The organism is Dyadobacter diqingensis, from assembly GCF_024220585.1.
GTDB classification, from domain to species: Bacteria; Bacteroidota; Bacteroidia; order Cytophagales; family Spirosomataceae; genus Dyadobacter; species Dyadobacter diqingensis.
In genome coordinates, this window is the sequence record NZ_JAMXKF010000002.1 from 602,502 (window position 1) to 623,879 (window position 21,378).

9 protein-coding genes are annotated in these 21,378 nt (G+C 46.2%); 3 read left to right on the plus strand and 6 right to left on the minus strand.

Annotated features, from left to right (window positions below):
• Nucleotides 1-182: 182 nt before the first annotated feature.
• Nucleotides 183-10,079, plus strand: a complete 9,897-nt coding sequence (locus M1L62_RS08060) for a DUF7948 domain-containing protein (protein ID WP_254412521.1) — start codon at nucleotides 183-185, stop codon at nucleotides 10,077-10,079.
• A gap of 221 nt (nucleotides 10,080-10,300) precedes the next feature.
• The gene (locus tag M1L62_RS08065) at nucleotides 10,301-10,912 is read left to right on the plus strand and encodes a LuxR C-terminal-related transcriptional regulator (RefSeq protein ID WP_254412522.1); all 612 of its coding nucleotides are present in this window, start codon (nucleotides 10,301-10,303) and stop codon (nucleotides 10,910-10,912) included.
• A 197-nt stretch (nucleotides 10,913-11,109) separates the two neighbouring features.
• Here the strand turns inward: M1L62_RS08065 and M1L62_RS08070 are convergent, their stop codons facing one another.
• From M1L62_RS08070 to M1L62_RS08080, 3 genes are all read right to left on the minus strand, one after another.
• Nucleotides 11,110-12,465, minus strand: coding sequence for an FGGY-family carbohydrate kinase (locus M1L62_RS08070; protein ID WP_254412523.1), 1,356 nt, complete (start codon nucleotides 12,463-12,465; stop codon nucleotides 11,110-11,112).
• Nucleotides 12,466-12,694: 229 nt separating this feature from the next.
• Nucleotides 12,695-13,072, minus strand: a complete 378-nt coding sequence (locus tag M1L62_RS08075; RefSeq protein WP_254412524.1) for a hypothetical protein — start codon at nucleotides 13,070-13,072, stop codon at nucleotides 12,695-12,697.
• An 80-nt stretch (nucleotides 13,073-13,152) separates the two neighbouring features.
• Nucleotides 13,153-16,896 (minus strand): ThuA domain-containing protein, encoded by a 3,744-nt coding sequence (locus M1L62_RS08080; protein WP_254412525.1) that lies wholly within the window; start codon nucleotides 16,894-16,896, stop codon nucleotides 13,153-13,155.
• 278 nt (nucleotides 16,897-17,174) lie between these two features.
• Between M1L62_RS08080 and M1L62_RS08085 the strand changes: the two genes are divergently transcribed.
• A complete protein-coding gene (locus M1L62_RS08085) occupies nucleotides 17,175-17,927 on the plus strand; it encodes an NUDIX hydrolase (protein ID WP_254412526.1) in 753 nt (250 codons plus the stop codon).
• A 58-nt stretch (nucleotides 17,928-17,985) separates the two neighbouring features.
• Here M1L62_RS08085 and M1L62_RS08090 read toward each other — a convergent pair whose 3' ends face one another.
• The 3 genes from M1L62_RS08090 to M1L62_RS08100 all read right to left on the minus strand — a co-directional run bounded on the left by M1L62_RS08090 (nucleotide 17,986) and on the right by M1L62_RS08100 (nucleotide 21,279).
• Nucleotides 17,986-19,698: a S41 family peptidase gene (locus M1L62_RS08090; protein WP_254412527.1), complete on the minus strand. Its 1,713-nt coding sequence runs from the start codon at nucleotides 19,696-19,698 to the stop codon at nucleotides 17,986-17,988.
• A gap of 127 nt (nucleotides 19,699-19,825) precedes the next feature.
• Nucleotides 19,826-20,452 carry an NAD(P)-dependent oxidoreductase gene (locus M1L62_RS08095; protein WP_254412528.1) on the minus strand — a complete coding sequence of 209 codons (627 nt, stop codon included), beginning with the start codon at nucleotides 20,450-20,452 and terminating at the stop codon, nucleotides 19,826-19,828.
• 14 nt (nucleotides 20,453-20,466) lie between these two features.
• Nucleotides 20,467-21,279, minus strand: a complete 813-nt coding sequence (locus M1L62_RS08100) for an inositol monophosphatase family protein (RefSeq protein WP_254412529.1) — start codon at nucleotides 21,277-21,279, stop codon at nucleotides 20,467-20,469.
• Between the last annotated feature and the right edge of the window lie 99 nt (nucleotides 21,280-21,378).

Genomic DNA, 21,378 nt, shown 5'->3' on the forward strand with positions numbered 1-21,378 from the left:
ATGATCCTTGTAAATCTGTTTTACTTATCACCTCAAACTAGTTACAAAAAAAATCTACCCTCCTGTTCACTACCCATACACACTACGTTCAATTTCTCACCTAACCCACCATACATGGAAAAATAAAAATAAGAAAATCTTCACCTGTTATCAGTTTTAAACACCATCCAAAAGATCTGTCTATGATCCGAAATTATTTACTTACAATTTTCATTTTGTGCTGGACGACGGCTGCGTCGTTTAGTCAAAAAAGGACTACAAGCAGTCCTTTTCACTCGCCTCCCGGCAAGCCAACGGTTCCTGCCGCATTGAAGGATAAAACTTCCGAATGGCTAAAAAAAGACAACGAAGGTTTCATTGAAAACAAAGGACAAATCGTCGACGAAACCGGGAAACCCAATAAGGCTGTAAAATACCTGCTGAATATGCAGGGGCTAAACGTCCAACTTAGAAAAAGCGGTTTCAGTTATGATACCTATGTTGCGAAAAATAAAAAAGGCAGCAAACCATCTTCAACCAAAGGTTCCGCCCTTCATTTTCACCGCGTGGACATTGATCTGGAAGGAGCCAATACACACGCACTTATAGTTCCCGAAAAACAGGTTGGCGATGTGACGAATGTCTACAACGAACTTGGACAATTTCAGGGTATCAGAAGTTTCGGCAAAGTGACTTACAAAGACATTTACCCCGGCATTGACCTGGAATTTGTAGCAAGCAAAGGCACTGACAAACCTGTCGAATATAACTTTATCGTGCACCCCGGGGCTGATGCGTCGCTGATCAAATTGAAATACAACAGCGGAAGTGACATCGCCCTGAAAAACGGAAAGATAGAAATGCAGCTGGCATTTGGGAAACTGAGTGAAAGTATTCCGGCAAGCTGGATAAAGCAAAGCGGTAAAAATATGGCGGTGCGTTACAAAACGGAGCGCCCGGACCTTTTTGCTTTTAACGTCCCCGCATATGATAAAACCAAAACACTGGTCATTGACCCTACGCCAACTGTGCTTTGGGCAACGTATTATGGCGGCAGTGATTCTGATCTCGTTTATTCAGTAAACAGTGATCCGGCTGGGAATATCTACGTTACGGGATCAACTTTTAGTACTTCAGGTATTGCAACAGCATCTCCCGCACATCAGGTGAGTTTTTCGGGACCAAGTGGTTTTACAGACGCATTTGTTGCGAAATTCAATAACGCCGGTGTGAGACAATGGGGAACGTACTATGGAGGAAACGGGACCACGGATAGCGGGTATGACCTTGTGTCGGATGGCACCGCCGTATATTTGGCAGGCAATACCAGCACTTCTACCGCTGGCCTCATTGGAGCGGGAGGGCACCAAAATACGCTTGGAGGTGGTTCAGATGGAATGCTGGTCAAATTCAACGCTTCCAATGGCTCCAGGCTTTGGGGAACGTATTATGGCGGAGCAGGTTTTGAGCAGTTTAACAGTGTTATTCTGACGGCGGATGGCGGAATCATAGCTGCAGGAAGTTCTGCGTCTGCTAACGGGGCCAATATCATCGCTACACCGGGCGCACTAAAAACGATAATGAGCGGATCAACCCAAAACGGTATGGCTGTAAAATTCAATGCTGCCGGTGTGCGTCAATGGGGAACGTATTTTGGGGGCAATGTAAGTGACATGATCACCAGTTTAGATGTCGATGCAACGGGAAACATTTATCTGGCAGGTTTAACGACCAGCTCCACGGGGATAGCCAGCTCCGGAGCCTTCCAGGCCACACTAGCCGGAAATCAGGATGGCTTCATTGCCAAAATGAACAGTACCGGAAGTTCACTACTTTGGAGTACTTATTTTGGCTCTACCGTAACAGCCGGTGAGACATTGGCTGGCATTAAAGTGGATCACGCAGGTGATGTCGTCGTGGTTGGCGAAATGTGGGGCGGTGGACTTGCAACTCCCGGCAGTTTTCAACCCAACTGGACCGCCAGCAGTGACTGGATTATTGCCAAATTTAATCCTGCGGGCGCCCGGCAATGGGCTACTTATTTCGGAGCGGCTGGTCAGGAAGGACTGAACACTTTCGGCACACCGCTGGATATTGACGAAAACAATAATATTTTCGTCACCGGTGGTACGGCAGGTTCACCTTTAAGTTCTCTTACTTCTGCATGTAGTTTCCAAACGACCAAACTAAGCGGAAACACAGATATGCTAACGCTCAAATTAAGCGCCGACGGCAGCAGCAGATTATGGGCTACTTATTTTGGTGGAGCAGGTATTGATAATGCTTATGGGATAAAGTATCTGGGAAATAAAACACTGATGGTTGTTGGGACTGCATCCACGGCTGGTCTGGCCACGGCTGGTGCACACCAAACGACTCCTGGAAGTACATCCGAAGGTATGATCGTGAAATTTAAGGAAGATTATTTGTCGGAGGATTTCATAACAAACGCTTCCACCCTTTCACCGATGACGCAGAATGCCTGTATCCTCGGCATCCCGCAATTGATCACCGGAAACGCAACGGGCGTACTGACACCATCTGATTATGTCAACAAGGTATTTTACCAGTGGCAGGAATCCGATAACGCAGCAGGCCCCTGGACGGATCTGCCGGGCGAGACTTTTAAAGATTTACAGCCACCTGCGTCTCAGACAACCAAGTACTATCGCCGGTTGTCAAAAGTCAATACAAGTTATTGTAATTTACTAACAGTAGATGCCGCGACGTCACCGGTAACCAGCGTTGTGATCGGGACAAGTGCCTCGCCGATCGCCAATGCGGACGGCCCTCTATGGTATGTTTGTGCCAGTCCGAACAATACGGTCACATTAAACGGAAGTGCTACCGGCGGAGCAGGTTCATTTACGTATGAATGGTTTGCAGGAAGTGCTACCACAGCTGTGGCAACCACGGCAGATTATACACCTACTGCAACTTCCGCAACTACTTATACCCTTAAAGTAACGGATGCAGCAGGTTGCTCCGATATCGATCAGGTGACGGTAACACCTGCGGTAGCGAGCGCCGGGGCCGACAAATCCAATTGTGCGGGAGCAGGTGTTCAAATCGGCACTGCGCCTGTGTCCAGTCCGAATGTGGTATATTCCTGGACCTTATCAACGGGCGCATCGGCATCATCTACTTTAAGTTGTACTTCCTGCGCTCAGCCTGTTGCCAATCCACTCGTGGCAACAACTTATCGTTTGACCGTTACCGTAACCCGCAAAGGCGGTGCCACTTGCTCGTCCACGGATGATGTCGTTGTTACACCTGTGTCAGCACCCAACGGTACCGCTGCTTTCGCAGGACCTGACCAAACGATCTGTAAAAACAGCACTGTGACTTTGGGTGGAACCAATGACGCTACTTTCGCCTACACGTGGACTTCCGGACAATATCTGTCAAATTCTCAGATATTCAATCCTGTTTTCAGTGCCGGCACCTCTGCTGTGCAATGTGCCATGAACTACACCGTTACGGCTGTTAAAACCGGGTGCTCTTTCGTGGACCAGGTAAAGGTTTCAGTAATCAACCCGGCGATAACATTTCAGAATGAGACCAAATGCGGTCCGATCTGGATAGATCAGAACGATAACAATCTGACAACCTGGGAAAACTGCGACGAAGCAGTATATACCTGGTCGGTTGTCAGTGGAAACGGTGTCGTTTTGTCAACACGTGCGGGAGGTTCAAGTGGTTACCTGAAAAGCAACAGCGGTATCACACAATTCCGTCGTACGACCACACTCAACGGTATTTCCTGTTCTGCTGATGTGTTCATTACTTCGTGCACTGCGGGAGGCCCCGTCTGTGACTTCAAGATCTCGATGATCGGTGAACAAGGTTGCCCGAAGGTCTTCCCCGCCTTCCCATCATTCCAGTTAATGACAGATTTACCTGCGTCGGATTATAACTTTACATGGAGTCCGGCCAATATGGTAGACGATCCGCATGCGGCTGTTGTGACGGTAACCTCCGCAGTTAATACGCCGATTACCTGTACCGTAACGAACAAATATGATGCAAGCATCACCTGTTCGAAAACCAAACTGGTTAACAATCCACAATGGTCGCTGCCGATATTTAACGCTCAGGATAAATATACCTGTCCGGGTACCAGCATCACAATCGGTGATGTAGCCAATGCCGGTTTTACATACAACTGGACGTTCGTGAACGAAACGCCGGCAACAGGACTAAGCAGCGCGACGATAAGCAATCCTCTCGCAACAGTTTCTGCTACAACACCATACAAGGTTAAAGTAACAGAGACAGCCACGGAATGTATCAGCCAAAATCTCGTCACTGTTTTTGTGACCGAAGTTACGGCTGATGCGGGCAATGACCGGGCCGTATGTAACGGAGGTACAATAACGTTGGGAACTCCCCCACCGGTTGGTACCAATTTCACTTACTCATGGACACCAGTTAACGCCGCATGGGCACCCGGCTCAGGACCAAATGATGCACAGCCACAGGTTTTGTTCGCCAGTGCAAGTCAGACATTTAATCTGACAGTGACCGATCCTATATCAGGTTGCAGTAAAACTGACGCTGTTACATTACGTTCAACCATTTCTGCTGGCGAGTATGCCGGGGCAGCGATTAGCGCTTGTCCGGAAGAAAACGTACAACTGGGACGCCAGGCCGAGCCATTCGCAACTTATGAATGGACAATGCAGGACGGAAGTCCGGCGATAGGTTTAAGCTGTACCAATTGTGCCAATCCGTCATTACTCGCACCAGATGCGACCGCCATCTACAAGGTAAAAGTGAGTTATCCGGGCTGCTCGCTTCCTATGGAAGATCTGGTTACCGTGACTGTGAAAACAGCTCCGGCCATTGCCCTGATCGACAAATCTTTCTGCCCGACGGGAAGCGTCAATATTGGTTTTGGTTCTGCGGGTAATCCTGCGGCTCCCGCCAATGTCTCTGCTTATCTCTGGTCGCCTGCCACAGGACTAAACAACGCAACCATTGCTGATCCTGCAACATCAGTCAAAGTGGAAACGACATACAATGTTCAGGTTACCTATAACAATGGCTGTGTGCGAATGGATCAGGTAAAAGTGACCCCGCTTGCCTCGGCAAATGCAGGGCCGGACGTTACCGTTTGTCTGGGTGAATCATTGGTGATTGGTTCTGCCGCTATTGCCGGCTTGACCTATTCATGGTCAGGCGCAGGGATTGTTAGTGGTGCCAATACAGCACAACCAACTGTTAAACCGACAGCAACAACCACGTATACGGTTACAGTAAGTAATGGAGTCTGCATTATAACCGACGATGTTACCGTGATCGTTAACAGTCCCGCAGCTTTCAATATTACAGGTAACACTTCAATTTGCGAAGGCGGCTTCTCGACCGTTGGATTGACCGCAGCAGCACCCGGAAATACGAGCTGGCAGTGGAGCCCGCTTGCAGGTGTAGCCAACCCAACTTCTCCGTCGACCACGATTACGGCGACATCAACCCAGACTTACCGTTTGACGCAAACCAACCTCTCAACAGGTTGCAGTAACTACAAAGAAGTTATTGTTGTGGTAAATCCAAATACAATTCAGGCAACGGCAGCCAATACCGCTGTATGTCCCGACGTAGCATCGACCTTACCACTTAATGTAATTTCAACAGGTAACTATTCATACGTGTGGTCTCCGTCTCTGGGTTTATCAAATGCATTTATAGCCAATCCTACGGTTACGACCAATACGGCGAAAACCTACACGGTGACCGTTACCGATAATGTATCAAACTGTCAGTTGGTAAAAACAGTAGACGTGAACATTAACCCCGCTCAGGCATGTTACCCTCCCGTAACCCTGACTGGTAATGTATTCCATGATGCCAATGCGTTAACGGATGCCTCCGTCAACACGACTTCGGCTATCGCAATACCAACCGGTCTATATGTAACTTTGGTAGATGCAAATGGCCTTCCGGTAAAAACGGTAGCAGTTAACGCAGACGGAACCTATGATTTTGGCATAACAGCCCCGGGCAACTACAGTGTAGTGTTAAACCAGACACCGGGCGGATCAACGATACCAAGTCTGCCTACAGGCTGGGCAAATACAGGAGAAAATCTGGGTGCTGGCGCAGGCAACGATGCGACAACCAACGGAATTCTGACCGGTATCACCATTGCCGGAACCAACGTAACCAACGCCAACCTCGGCGTGCAGCAGCCTCCGGTAACAACCGACAAAGCGCTCCCATCGCAGGTTAATCCGGGCGGAATCGTAACCGTTGATATCAGCAATGATTTTATCAAATCAGATCCTGATGGCACGTTAAGCTCCATTACCTTTACCGATTTCCCTGACAATGTAACTACGGTAACCATCAACGGAATCACGTATGTGCCAGCAGGTGTAACACCAACAGGTTCGCAGCAGGTCTGGCCGGGAACTTTGACCGTTCCGATAACAGGTCTTTCCGTACAAATTGATCCGATCGATGGCGGCGTAACCACATCGGTACCTTTCAAAGTAACCGACAACGCAGGTGCTGAAAGTAATGTCAGCGAAGTGACCAACCCGTTTACACCAATCCCAGCCGTTACACTCAGTGGAAATGTATTCCACGATGCCAATGCATTAACGGATAACATCGTGAATACAACCGGGACAGTGACAACCATCCCGACCGGATTGTATGTAACGCTGGTCGATGCAAGCGGTGTAGCGGTGAAAACAGTACCGGTAAATGCTGACGGAACTTATGATTTCGGCACGACCGTACCGGGAACTTACAGCATAGTTTTACACCAGACACCAACAGGCTCAACGACACCAGATTTGCTAACAGGCTGGCTGAACACGGGTGAAAATCTGGGTACAACAGCAGGAAACGATGGAACCGTTAACGGCATCCTGACCAATGTGGTGGTGAATACAACGAGTGTCATCAACGCCAACCTCGGCGTACAGCAGCCTCCGGTAACAACCGACAAAGCCCTCCCATCGCAGGTTAATCCGGGTGGAACCGTAACCGTTGATATCAGCAATGATTTTATCAAATCTGATCCTGATGGTACGTTAAGCTCCATTACCTTTACCGATTTCCCTGACAATGTAACTACGGTAACCATCAACGGAATCACGTATGTGCCAGCAGGTGTAACACCAACAGGTTCGCAGCAGGTCTGGCCGGGAACTTTGACCGTTCCGGTAACAGGTCTTTCCGTACAAATTGATCCGATCGATGGCGGCGTAACCACATCGGTACCTTTCAAAGTAACCGACAACGCAGGTGCTGAAAGTAATGTCAGCGAAGTGACCAACCCGTTTACACCAATCCCAGCCGTTACACTCAGTGGAAATGTATTCCACGATGCCAATGCATTAACGGATAACATCGTGAATACAACCGGGACAGTGACAACCATCCCGACCGGATTGTATGTAACGCTGGTCGATGCAAGCGGTGTAGCGGTGAAAACAGTACCGGTAAATGCTGACGGAACTTATGATTTCGGCACGACCGTACCGGGAACTTACAGCATAGTTTTACACCAGACACCAACAGGCTCAACGACACCAGATTTGCTAACAGGCTGGCTGAACACGGGTGAAAATCTGGGTACAACAGCAGGAAACGATGGAACCGTTAACGGCATCCTGACCAATGTGGTGGTGAATACAACGAGTGTCATCAACGCCAACCTCGGCGTACAGCAGCCTCCGGTAACAACCGACAAAGCCCTCCCATCGCAGGTTAATCCGGGTGGAACCGTAACCGTTGATATCAGCAATGATTTTATCAAATCTGATCCTGATGGTACGTTAAGCTCCATTACCTTTACCGATTTCCCTGACAATGTAACTACGGTAACCATCAACGGAATCACGTATGTGCCAGCAGGTGTAACACCAACAGGTTCGCAGCAGGTCTGGCCGGGAACTTTGACCGTTCCGATTACAGGTCTTTCCGTACAAATCGATCCGATCGATGGCGGCGTAACAACTTCGGTACCTTTCAAAGTAACCGACAATGCAGGTGCTGAAAGTAATGTCAGCGAAGTGACCAATCCGTTTACTCCAATCCCTGCCGTTACGCTCAGTGGAAATGTATTCCATGATGCCAATGCATTAACGGATAATGTCGTGAATACAACCGGGACAGTGACAACCATCCCGACCGGATTGTTTGTAACGCTGGTCGATGCAAGCGGTGTAGCAGTGAAAACAGTACCGGTAAATGCTGACGGAACTTATGATTTCGGCACGACCGTACCGGGAACTTACAGCGTGGTTTTACACCAGACTTCAACCGGTGCAACGACACCAGGTTTGCCAACAGGCTGGCTGAACACAGGTGAAAATCTGGGTACAACAGCAGGAAACGATGGAACCGTTAACGGCATCCTGACCAATGTGGTGGTGAATACGACGAGTGTTATAAATGCCAACCTCGGCGTGCAGCAGCCTCCGGTAACAAACGACAAAGCGCTCCCATCGCAGGTTAATCCGGGTGGAATCGTGACCGTTGATATCAGCAATGATTTTATCAAATCTGATCCTGATGGTACGTTAACCTCCATCACCTTTACCGATTTCCCTGACAATGTAACTACGGTAACCATCAACGGCATCACGTATGTGCCAGCCGGTGTAACACCAACAGGTTCGCAGCAGGTATGGCCGGGAACATTGACCGTTCCGATTACAGGTCTTTCCGTACAAATCGATCCGATCGATGGCGGCGTAACCACATCGGTACCTTTCAAAGTAACTGACAACGCAGGCGCTGAAAGTAATGTCAGCGAAGTGACCAATCCGTTTACACCAATCCCTGCCGTTACGCTCAGTGGAAATGTATTCCATGATGCCAATGCATTAACGGATAATGTCGTGAATACAACCGGGACAGTAACAACCATCCCGACCGGATTGTATGTAACGCTGGTCGATGCGAGCGGTGTAGCGGTGAAAACAGTACCGGTAAATGCTGACGGAACCTACGATTTCGGCACAACCGCACCGGGTACTTACAGCGTGGTTTTGCACCAAACTTCAACCGGTTCAACAACACCAGGTTTGCCAACAGGCTGGCTGAACACAGGTGAAAACCTGGGTACAACAGCAGGAAGCGATGGAACTGTTAACGGCATTCTGATCAATGTGGTGGTAAATACGACGAGTGTTATCAACGCTAACCTGGGTATACAGATCCCCCCGGTAAGTGATCCTAAAACTTACGTAATTGACCAGCCGACAACCGATCAGGTTATTACGTTAAACGGAACACTTGTTTCAACAGGAACCGGAACGACTTCACCGGGACAGCTTACGGGTACCGATACCGAAGACGGAACGCTGAATGGTTCAGGAAAAAACCGCACCGTGGTTATCACTGAACTACCGGATCATGGACAACTTTGGTACAACGGTGCATTGGTCACAAAAGGACAGGTTATCGACAATTACGATCCTGCGCTGATGACAATCAAACTCACAGGCACAGGTTATAATGCATTAACCTTCCATTATGCTTACCAGGATGAGGCAGGTATAGTTTCCCCACCAGTACGGTACACCATCAGTTGGGGAAGTCCGTTGCCTGTGACGCTGGCCTATTTTGATGTAACAAAGGAAGGGCAGACCGCTAAAATGGTTTGGGCTACAACATCAGAAACCAACAGTCAGGTCTTTGCAATTGAAAGAAGCCTGAATGCCAGAAACTGGGTTCAGATCGGATCGCAGGCCGCCAAAGGTGAAAGTACTTCGTTAAGGAAATATTCCTTCGTTGACCCTTCACCCGAAACTGGTGAAAATCTCTATCGTCTGAAAATGATCGATAAAGACGGGACTTATGCGTATAGCAGGATCCGGACCGCCAGTTTCGATTCAAAGGGCGTACCGGTTAGCATTTATCCAAACCCGTCATCCGATAAAATCTATATCAAGGATATCCGGATTTCAGAAATCAGGGAAGTTTCCATTATCGATATGAACGGTCATATAGTTTACAGCAGCCAAGCCGTAGATTCCGATGGCATCAACGTCAGTAAATTGCCACAAGGCATTTACATTTTGCGTGTCAAACAGATCAATGGTACTTCAAGCAATCACAAAATTGTGATTGTCCGATAACAGTCGCGGACGGCACTGGTCACAAGAACCAGTCCGTCTGTTTATTCCCTCATCGGATTAACGTCAAATACCCCTGCCCTGGCAGGGGATATTTTTTATATACCAACACAAAATAATTCACACGGGATTATCCTGATCAAGTCCTCAAAACCCGGAAGGCAAAAGAAGTATACAAACACCGGAACACGTTTTACACAACCACCTCTATTAAAATAATACAAATGACAAATGTGCTGCTTTTAACAAAAGATAATGTCTTTAGAACGGAAATCGAATCACACTTAAAGCAATACGCACCTGACGCATATGTTGAACTCGTTATGCTGGACACCGTTTTAAAAGGACCGGCTGGTCAGCGGTTTGACATACTTATCATTGACATCAATTTACAGGAAAAAACCTACCTTATAAATCTGGGCAGTATTCGTTCGCTTTGGCCGGAAATGAAAATTCTTGTTTTTATTGAAGAGGATGAAAAAATACTGGCCTATACTTACCTGAAGAATGGCGCTGACGGTGTTTGCCTGAAATCGATGGATTACAGCGAATTTCAAAATACATTACTAGCCATTATAAAAGGAGAAAAGTACATTTTTGAGCAACTAACCTACTATTTACTGAACAGAATAAAAAGCAACAACTTGTTGGAAGTTTTGTCCCCGAGAGAATCGCAAGTAGCCTATTTACTTTTAAAAGGTCTTAGGGTCAGACAGATTTCACATGAACTAAAGGTAACCGCATCGACTGTCAGTTCCATGAAATACAAGATATACCAGAAAATGAAGGTCAGGAATATGGATGGACTCAAAAACTGCGCGGCAGTATTTTGTTAAAAAATATATTCCCAAAATTTATAATTAAACCACTAAATTACTCTGGACGCTAACCATTTTTGAAACCATACATCCATATATGGTCATAGCCGATGGCATTCACGATAGCGTCATGCACGAAGAACTGAAAAAGCATTTGGGATTTAAAAACACCGGACCGCAGGTTAGAGCCGGCAGTACGGTGTTCATATTTCCATTTATAAATGCCTGTAAAACTTCAAATTGATCAGGTTACTGGCAATTGGTTTGCTGTTCCAGTCTTTGTGAATAGCCAAAGCCGCGCCGAGCGCACTGGCCTGCGCAATAGACGCAGCATATACTTCAAGTTCAGGAAAAGATTCGGCCAACAGATTCATAAAAATAGGATTTTTACTAAACCCGCCGTCAACGAATATTTTCTGCACGGGACTGTTGTAAATAACCAGCTCCGTAGAAATAATCTGCTGGTTTATAATATCGAGCAATAACTGGTGATAGGCAATTTCATAAGTCTGAAACTGGGAAATATCCCTGTTTTTAAAAGCTGATTCGCGAAGGATTTTGTATTTATCAAACGCTACTTCATTCCGCTCTTCTTGAAGCGTATCGATCAGGGTTTTATCATACGCTACATTTTTATAGTAATCAGCCGCAACTTTAAAATGATCAGCCAGTCGTCTGGTCTGGATTTCGTGCTCATTACCAGCGAATAACCTGGCCGCTTTTACCGGTTTCGCCTTGTAGTCAAGGTAGCAAAGGCAGTCGTACTGAATTTCTTCAAATGTCAGCGGCGTTGCATTAAACGGGTTTAAGGAAATAGACCAGGTGCCGGTCGATATCAATAAAAACGGCTCCTTAAAATTAATCAGATAAGGAATCAGTGCGGAAGAACTATCGTGTAATCCTGCTCCCGCTGTTATACCATCCGTCAACGGAATGCTCTCGTTGGCAGTACGTATGGCAGGTAATTTATCCGCTACTTTTTCACGGGTTACCCATTCATGATAGGCCATTTTGGTAAAATCCCACAAATTGGTGTGACAGCCTATACTTGTGTGGTCAGCATAATATTGCCCAGTGAACAAAAAGCTCAGATATTGAGGCAGGTGAAGACTATGGCTGATCCGGTCAAATAACTCAGGTCTTTCTTCCCTGATCCTGAAAATCTGCATCCCGGAATTCAGGCTTCCCAAAACCGGCGAAGCAGAAACCATCGCAAACGCCTCTTCGCCGCCATAACTTTGATAAAACTTCTCTTTAAGTTTTTCAGGATAAGACTTCAGATAATTGTAAAGCGGTGTAAGCACCTTGCCATCCGCACCGATATGAACCAAACTGGCTCCGTAAGTACTAAAATTAACGGCTTTAATCGTAAAACCTTCCAGACTTTTAGCTTCCTGCCAACAGGCCTTTACCCATTTCGTCAGCAGGTCAATATCCTCGCAGGCGTCTCCATCTTCATCGACCGTTTCCGCAAAATTTGTTGACTTTTGCCAGACAATCTGATAATCTTCGTCGAAAATAAATGCTTTCTTATTTGTTTTTCCAATATCAAAAATGACAACGACATTCATTAATAACCCGTTTTAAAATAGAGAATTGACAACCAATGATTTAAAATTTGCCCTAGGGAATTCAAGTTAGTAAGTCGCCGTCAATTTTTGTCTGATATTTTGAAAATATTCTATTTTAAATTGATTTAATAAGTCTGTCTGAAATCAAAACTGGTACTTTCGGATAAAAAACGATCCAAAAGTACCAGTTTGTCTGTTTATAAAAACAGTTCAAAAAAAACGGCCTGACTTATTCTTTCACACGTGTTCCCAGCGCATCCAGCATGTCCATTAACTTACCATTGGCATGATCTGAATCCTGCTTTTTCAAAACAAGGGAAAGGTCATATCCGGCCATTGAATAAGCGGCGATCAACTCTTCTCCTTTAATCTCAACACTGGTCATTTTTTGTTCCTCGCCCGTTTCCAGGTTGGTATAAAACCCGTTCAGTTTTCCCTCCTTATGCTCAAATCTTAATGGCATCGTAACGTCGCCATTCGGAGTATCCTTCACCAGAACATTCCATTTCCCCTGAAAATACTCAGGCACCGACGCTGTTTGAGCCTGTGCAAAACTTGCTATAAACAAGAAAACGATGATCGCGAAAAGTGATTTTGGCTTATTCATTATAGATAATTGTTAGAAGTTAATAAACTATGGAACTGTTTAAAATTAATGAACCAAATTCGGTACGTCCGAGGGGCTGGTTATTCCCTTTTTCCCTCAAACGTCATTCCCATCGCATCCATTTTCAGGCCACCCACATTACCATTATCACCCCGGATAAACGTAATCAGCGCTTTCCCGTCCGCGTCGTATTTGTCTGCTGTCTCCGTCGGTTTCAACTCGCCGGCCTGTCCGGATGCTACCATAGTCAGCTTGCCATCTGCATTTTTTATCTCAATAAAGTCGAACGGAAGACCTGTTACTTTGTATTTTCCGATATAATCCGCAATTGACTCCGCAGGTTTTTCAGTGATCACCGAGGCTTGTTTCGTTTCATTTTCTATGAGTTTCACCTCACAGCCCGTCACGATAAACAGCGAACGTCCATCTGCTTTCGGATTTCTGTAAACCAGATACAGATCATGAGAACCGGTTGTCGGCGTAATTTTGATCGATACAGGCTTCCCAGCCATTGAATTCGAAGGCTCAATCGCTTCCGACTCCCCAATCAGCTTGCCGTTTGGTGCATCAACCCTTACCTCCACTTTTCCGCCTGCCGAATTAAGCTGGGCTATCGGAGCCATCGCAGTCACATTTAACGCCTCAACATAGGCCAGGTCTATGTTTTTCAACAACATATACGAGCCGTCCTTAGAAGGTATGGCAAAGGCATTTCCGCCAAAAGTCATCTTGCTCACATCCTCATACTTATCAAAATCATGCGGTCCCAGCTTTGAGTTTCTAAGCGTATGCGTTTGCTCAGCGCTGATCGACGGCAGGCCATTTGCACCCTGATCCTGATAAGCAGCCCTTAAAATATAAACGCCCTGTCCTTTATCTTTTGCAGGCAATTTCGCCGTAAACGCTCCCTGAACAGGTAACGATTTTTCAGCCGGTTTCGCCTTGGCAATATTAAGAATGTACTTCACCATTTCAGAAGCATCTGCTGTCGAAAGCTGCGGATGACCTGCCATGGCAGTTTCACCCCAAACACCGCTACCGCCGGTTATTACTTTCTTGGTCAGTTTTTCCAAAGCCGAATTGTCATTCTGATATTTCAACCCAATCTCTCTGTACGCAGGTCCGATCGATTTCTTTTCGGCACTATGGCATGCTTTGCAGTCACTGGCGGCAATCAGATTTTTACCTTTTGCAAAAGCAGACAATTCATCTGCCGAACGGTGCCCCTGTGCGATAGCAACCTTATCGAAGCCTTCCGGCAAATAATCAATTTTCACAGATACCTGGTCGGAAGAAATCCTTCCATCCGCCAGACTGCCATCTTCCTTGTCTTTCACCTTTACCTCATAACCAACGGTTTTGTCAGCAACAAAAAACGTCTGATTGCTTTTAGGCATTTCAAAGGTCAATACCGGCGGTTCGTTACCAGCCGTGATTTCCATTGCCTGCGAACTTACCCCGCCTTTACCATCATTGACAGTAAGAACCGCTTTGTAAATCCCCGGCTTGGTCAAAGTCAGCGCGGCATCCTGCTGGCTAACCAACTTTGTAAATCCATTTTTGGAGGTAATTTTCCAGGCATATTTCAGGTCATCTCCGTCTGCGTCGGTTGTTCCTTTTGCCGTTAGTTTCAGATTAAACGGTATAGCGCCCCCCATCTGGTTTGCCGCCAGCTGAATCTGCGGCTTTCTGTTGCCTGCATTGTATTCGATACGGATCAAACGGGCATCATCATTGGCAGAAAACCACCCAGAACCATATTCAAGCATGTATAAATCTCCATTCTCGGCAAATTCCATATCCATTGGATTGCTGAACTTGTAACTTGGCATAAAGCGCTCCATCGACTTGTAGTTGCCATCTTTGTCCATCGTTACGGCCATAATCCAGCCTCTCATCCATTCGTACGCCAGCAGTTTTCCATCATAATATTTGGAAAAAGCATTGGAAGCATTTTTAAAATCCTCGCTGTAATATACCGGGCCAGCCATGGCATTACGGCCACCGCTACCTACAAGTGGGAACTCTTTCGATACAGCATAAGGATACCAGATAAAGGCTTTTTGCGCCGGTGGTAGTTTTTTCAGACCCGTATTATTGGGAGAAGTGTTAACCGGTGCATTTACCTCCCACTTTTCCAGTGATTTTTTGTTAGCAAAATCATAACGGTTGTAAGCCTTGTTGTCGCCAACAAAATGCGGCCAGCCATAATTACCCGCAGCCTTAGCCTGCCCTACTTCATCGTGACCCGCCGGGCCGCGGTCGTCAGCCGGTTTGGAACCGTCCGGCCCCACTTCTCCCCAGTATAAATAACCCGTTTTCTGATCAATCGAAATCCTGAACGGGTTGCGGTGTCCCATGGTGTAAATTTCAGGACGGGTATCAGCCGTTCCTTTTGGGAAAAGGTTGCCTTCGGGAATGGTATAACCACCATCCGCTGTCGGTTTTATTCTGATAATTTTACCACGCAGGTCGTTCGTATTGGCAGATGACTTTTGCGCATCCCAGGCACTTCTGCCCTCTCTTTCATCACTTGGGCTAAACCCGTCGGATCCGTGCGGATTTGTGTTATCACCCGTTGAAAGATATAAATTACCTGTTTTATCCCAAGCGATCGAACCACCCGTGTGGCAGCATTCCTCACGTTGCGTAGGAATTTCGAGCATGACTTTTTTCGAATCCATAATCAGTTCCTCGCCTCTCAACTCAAAACGTGCCAAAACATTTTTAGACACATCCGGCACGGAATAATAAAGGTAGATCCAATGATTCTGAGCGAAATTGGGGTCTTTGTTCAATCCCAGCAACCCGTCTTCCGCTACCGATTCTTTACCTTCCTTGCTTACATATTTAAGACTTACCGGAATTTTCGCAATGGTTTTGAGCTGTTTCGTTTTCGTATTGTAAATTCTCACTTCACCTTTACGCTGGATGAAAAGCACACGTCCGTCATTCAGCAAAGTTAGCTCCATCGGTTCATCAAGCTTTTCTTCCAGAATCACCTTCGTAAAACGGTTTTCCTCCGGGCGCGATTTTGTGTAATCAAGCGGTTTTGGCGTAGGGCCACCAGCAACGTAGTTAATCCCGGCCCATAAGTGGTTCAAAAATAACGGCTCAGAAAAAGTCTCGTCGGTATGTCCCATAGCGGTGTAAAAAGAACGCCCGCCGTCAAATTCCTGGTACCAGCTCATCGGGTGAAAATCGGGGTTTTTACCGCCCTGATAAGATTTTTCGTCGATCGTTAAAACGACATTGATCTTTGGCGAAATATCCCGAAAGCTGTAAAATTCGTCCATCCGCTCAAATTCATCCGGCATTCCCTGAGTTGCCCAGTGTCCTTTTTCCTTTACTGAATATTTCCCTTTCTGAACATTGCTTGGCGTCGACGGGTGGTCCAGGAAATAAGCGCCTGCCAACTGACCATACCAGGGCCATTCGTACTCACAGTCCGTAGCAGAATGTATCCCCAGATAACCGCCTCCGGCCTGGATATAACGTTCAAACGACGCTTGCTGTCCATCATTCAGCACATCGCCAGTCGTATTCAGAAATATAACGGCGTTGTATTTCCGTAATTCTTTTTCGTTAAAAAGCTTGGAGTCTTCCGTGAAATTAACGGCAAAACCTTTCTCCTTAGCCATTTTCGCAAGGGCCGTTTTTCCGGCACCAATAGAGTTATGCCGGAATGCCTCGGTTTTGCTGAAAACCAGCACATTAATTTTGGGTGCCTGGGCAAACGATTCTGTCACCAAAAACAGAACCGACAACAAAAATAAAATACTCTTAAACCGCGACGGTTTCGAAGGTGTAAGGGTTATTAGCATAAGTACATCATATGATTTAAATGTTGACTAAAACAGATTTGCAGGTGAATATGGATCGACAAAAAGAATAAAATTTTAATGTGAAATAATTGACTTATACAGTGAGAAAAATCAAAGGTACATATTCTGTATTTAGATTTTTCATCCGGACGCAATTATTTACTCAAAATGAGTATATAATTTTACTCACTCTGAGTAAATAACTTTCAATGGATTAAAAAAGCCTGTTTTTGTAAAAAAGTTTTTAGTAGTTTGCGCCCGATTTACCCGTGTTAGTTATGGACCACAACCAAAAATTCAAAGATTTCGTCAGCAGCCAGGATCTTTATGTACCGCAGTTATCGGTTGACTGTGTCATCTTTGGTTTTCATCAAAATCAATTGAAGGTATTGCTGATCAAGACCGCCGGTGTTGACATTTGGGCTTTGCCGGGAGGTTTCGTAGAGCAAAACGAGGGCATCGACGAAGCGGCACTCCATATTTTAAAAGAGCGGACGGGCCTGACTGATATTTATCTGGAACAATTCCGCACTTTTGGTCACGTGGACCGCGGGAATCCAAAATTCATGAAAGATTATCTGAATAACGTGGGCATCGATATGCCCGATAACCACTGGATATTCAGGAGGTTTATTTCCATTGGTTATTATGCGCTGGTAAACTTTTCACTGATCACTCCCACACCAGGCGAAATGACCGAAGCATCGGAGTGGTTTGATATCAAGCAGCTTCCTCAGCTGGCTTTTGACCACAACGACATCATTGAAAAGGCATTGGACACTTTAAAACTCATGCTGGACACCCGGCTGAACACCATGGACCGGTGGGCGGCATCACTGCTGCCGGAAACATTTACGATGATCGATTTACAGAATCTTTTCGAAACCATTTTGGAAACAACATTTCACCGTAACAATTTCCACCGCAAAATGTTAAGCCTTGAAGTACTGGAAAAACTGGAAAAGAAATTTACAGGAGCCTCCAACCGAGCACCTTACCTGTACCGGTTTAAGGCCAGAGTGACGGACTAGTCTCAAAGATTTTCACAAAACGTTTTCTTTATTAAACAATAAGAGCCGGATAAACCGACTACTTTTTCAATAATACCAGAGCAGCATCGAGCACCGTATCTTTACCTGCCTGAAAATCAGCAATCGTAGGTTTGACAAACACATTCGGCTGAATCCCCTTTGCGTTCCACTCCGTTCCGTCGGGATACATGTCACGCTTTGTACAGACACGTGCCATTACACCGCCGGGAAGCGAGAACATCAGAGGCTGGCCGGTGCTGCCGCCTGTTGGTTCTCCTACAATTTTACCGCGTTTCATTGCATCAAATACAACCGAAAAATCTTCCGCGGCGGAAAATGTACGTCCGCTGGTTAACACAACAACCGGTTTGGTGTACAATTTCTTTCCATTGGCTGCCCAGTCACTGTTTCCAACTTGTTCAAACTCAACCTGCCCGCCTCTTGCCCTTCGCAGCGGACTGTAAATCCGGGCCGTTTGAGATCCCGTTGCCATGGGCTTATCCGTCAGATGCCCGAGCACGTCCCAGCCGTAACCGCTGTCGCCGCCGCCGTTCATACGCACGTCGATGATCAATGCATTGGTGGTAGCAATTGAGTCAAAAACGGCTTTAAATCCGTTAAGAGACTTATTACTTTCAAAATCCCTAAGCTCTACATAAGCAATGTTTCCCGGCAAAATCCGGAAACCAAAAGACGACCATGGCCGGACATTGTTATAACCCGACCGCGGCAAACTGCGGGTAAAAGTTTTGCCTTTGCTATCCCGAAAGGTAATGGTAACCGGCTTGGTCTTCGGCCCGTTCAAAAGACGATAGGTGTATGTATTAACGTCGATATTCTGCACCGTTGAGCCGCTTTGATAAGGCCTCACAAATTGATCCGCATATTCCTTTACCGCGATCCCGTCTACACTGATTATCTCAAGCATTGGTTTTATCCCGGTTTTTTCAAGACTATCCTGCGATACTTCCTGGACAAAAACCCTGTTCTCAATCAGCACGGTACGGATTGGCGGCCGGTAAGCAGTTAAGTCTACCAAGGCAGGATCGCTGCCCCAGACATCGGTATGGCCATCCTGCAATTTGGCACAAAATGATTTTAACACATTCAGATACTCAACCGTGGTTTTTGTTGAACGTATTTTCGGCAGATAATCCAGGTACAGCTTATCCCAATCTACCTGCGGAATATGATCGAAGTAGGCAAAGTTGTATTTGGCCTCGGACCAGAGTTTGGACAGGCCCGCGATTTTCTCATCCTCACTAATATCCGGTTTGTAGGGCGTTTTGAGCGCGCCACTCTCGAAGGTTTTGCCGGCCACTTCAATTTTTGTGAGCAAAGCGGCTATAACCGGATCCTTTTTCACTTCCGAGAAGAGTGGGCTATCCTTTATAAAATCCGCATAAGCATTTCCAAACTTCCCTTTCAGCGGATAATCCAACAGTTTTACGGCAGATTCTGTTTTCCCCATTTTCACTTCAACCAGAGCGAGATCAAAGGAAATATCCGATTTACGATAATAAAGCGGGTCGTTTTTCTTGGCCAGCTCCATCACTTCCGGCTGGTGATAGTAAACGAGCGCATCCTGTAATATTTTCTCCGCTTTTTTCAAACTATCAAGAGGTGGCTGCTCCGTTCCTCTTTGCGGAGCGCGGGCCAATTCACGTTGAGCCTGTAAATAGTCGTAGGCCTTGTTGCCTGTCAACGCAGACTGTCCGTAGGAAGAGCCGGCATACAGCAGAATGCCCGTTAAAACGATAATACTTCTCATGGCTGATGTAACAGAAAATAATGGATTACAATACAATATCTAATATTATTCCATTAAATAACCGAATGTTTATAAAATTATCAATTTTAACTTATCAACAGGCGGACCCGTTTGCTTTTTGAGGAGCTTAACCGCCAATTGCAGGTGTCTGATACATTCTTGTCGGGCGTTCAGCCTCAGAAAGCAGATAATGTGCGACGTCGGCCCTGGAAATTTTGTTCAAAGGCATTGCTTTCGTTAAGCCTGAAAGAATCTGGTATCTTTCGGTCAGCACCCCGTTGGTCAACATGCCGGGTCTTACGATCTGCCATTTCAGGCCGCTGCCTTTGATCAACGCTTCCATCTTCGATTTTTGCTGATACTGTTTTTTTAGAAACAACCGGATTACCCAGCGCATAAAGAAATTGAGATAGTTTTTGCTTTCGCCGGCACCGAATCCGGTCACGACTAAAACAGGGACGTTCAAATCCAGCTCTTCCATTGCCTTGATTAACGCATTTGCAGTCTCAACAAACAATGAAGTATCTTTTTTGTCTTTCGTGCCGACGGTTACAATTACCGCATCCGCCCCCGCCAATACTCTTTTAAGTATGGCTACCGAAGTTGCACTGCCGCTGATTTTGGTGAGCAGATTATGTTCCGGCATGTTTTCCATATTTCTTGACAATGCCGTGACCTTATGCCCTCTTTCCAAACCCTGCAAAACAGCCTGACGTCCGATACCGGCAGAAGCGCCTATGATTGAAATATTCATATTTGAGATTCTGATTAAGACAAAACATTTTGTGATTTTGCCATCAGAAATTTCTGGCCGACACCCGGCGATGCAACCATCAGACTTTCTGATCCCCAGACCCAGGGTAATCCGTCAACTGTTAAAATTTCGGCACCTGCTTCTTTTGCGATAAGTATTCCGGCAAGCCAGTTGTAAGTATCAAGGCCCTGCTGAACAAATACGTCGATGCGTCCCGCTGCAAGGTATGCCAGCTGCAATCCATGTGGCCCATAATTTCGGACGACACCGAAGTTTTCCAGCAAATCAGTCACCATAGCACCTATTTTTTGGTTAAGTCCCGGCACTTTTTCGTAAGGCAAAGCATACTCGAACACAGCGAGCATTACCCCCAGATCCGTTTTGTTACCTGGTTTTATCGGCTCCCCATTCATATAAGCTCCTCCTCCCTCGGTTGCCCAAAACATCTCATTTGCAACCGGATCGTACATCCCGGCAAATTGTACCCTGCCTTTTCTGATCAAAACCAGATTGACAGACCAACCCGGCAAATGCTGCATGTACTGAATGGCTCCGTCCATCGTGTCGCAAAGCCAGTATTCAGGAATGTCGAGCGGCTGACGCTGTTCATCATAATCGAATTCATTTCCCAGCCACGGAACCTGTGGAAATGCCTCTGATAAACTATTTTTCAACGACGCCAGACACCGCGTCTCGATGTCGTCCAGCCCTGTTAAAAAGCCTTCATTGTTTTGCGGAATTTCAGTTCTTTTAAACTCCTGATAAAACAAATCCCCGGCCAGTTTCAGCGCATCAAGGATAAGCGGAACATTGATTTCTTTTTGCATAATTAATGATATTTAATTTATGCAAAGGAAGCGGGTGTTACGACTATAAAGTAGGTTAAATGGCTGTGATGATTGTCTTAATCGCGGAATTTTAAGATG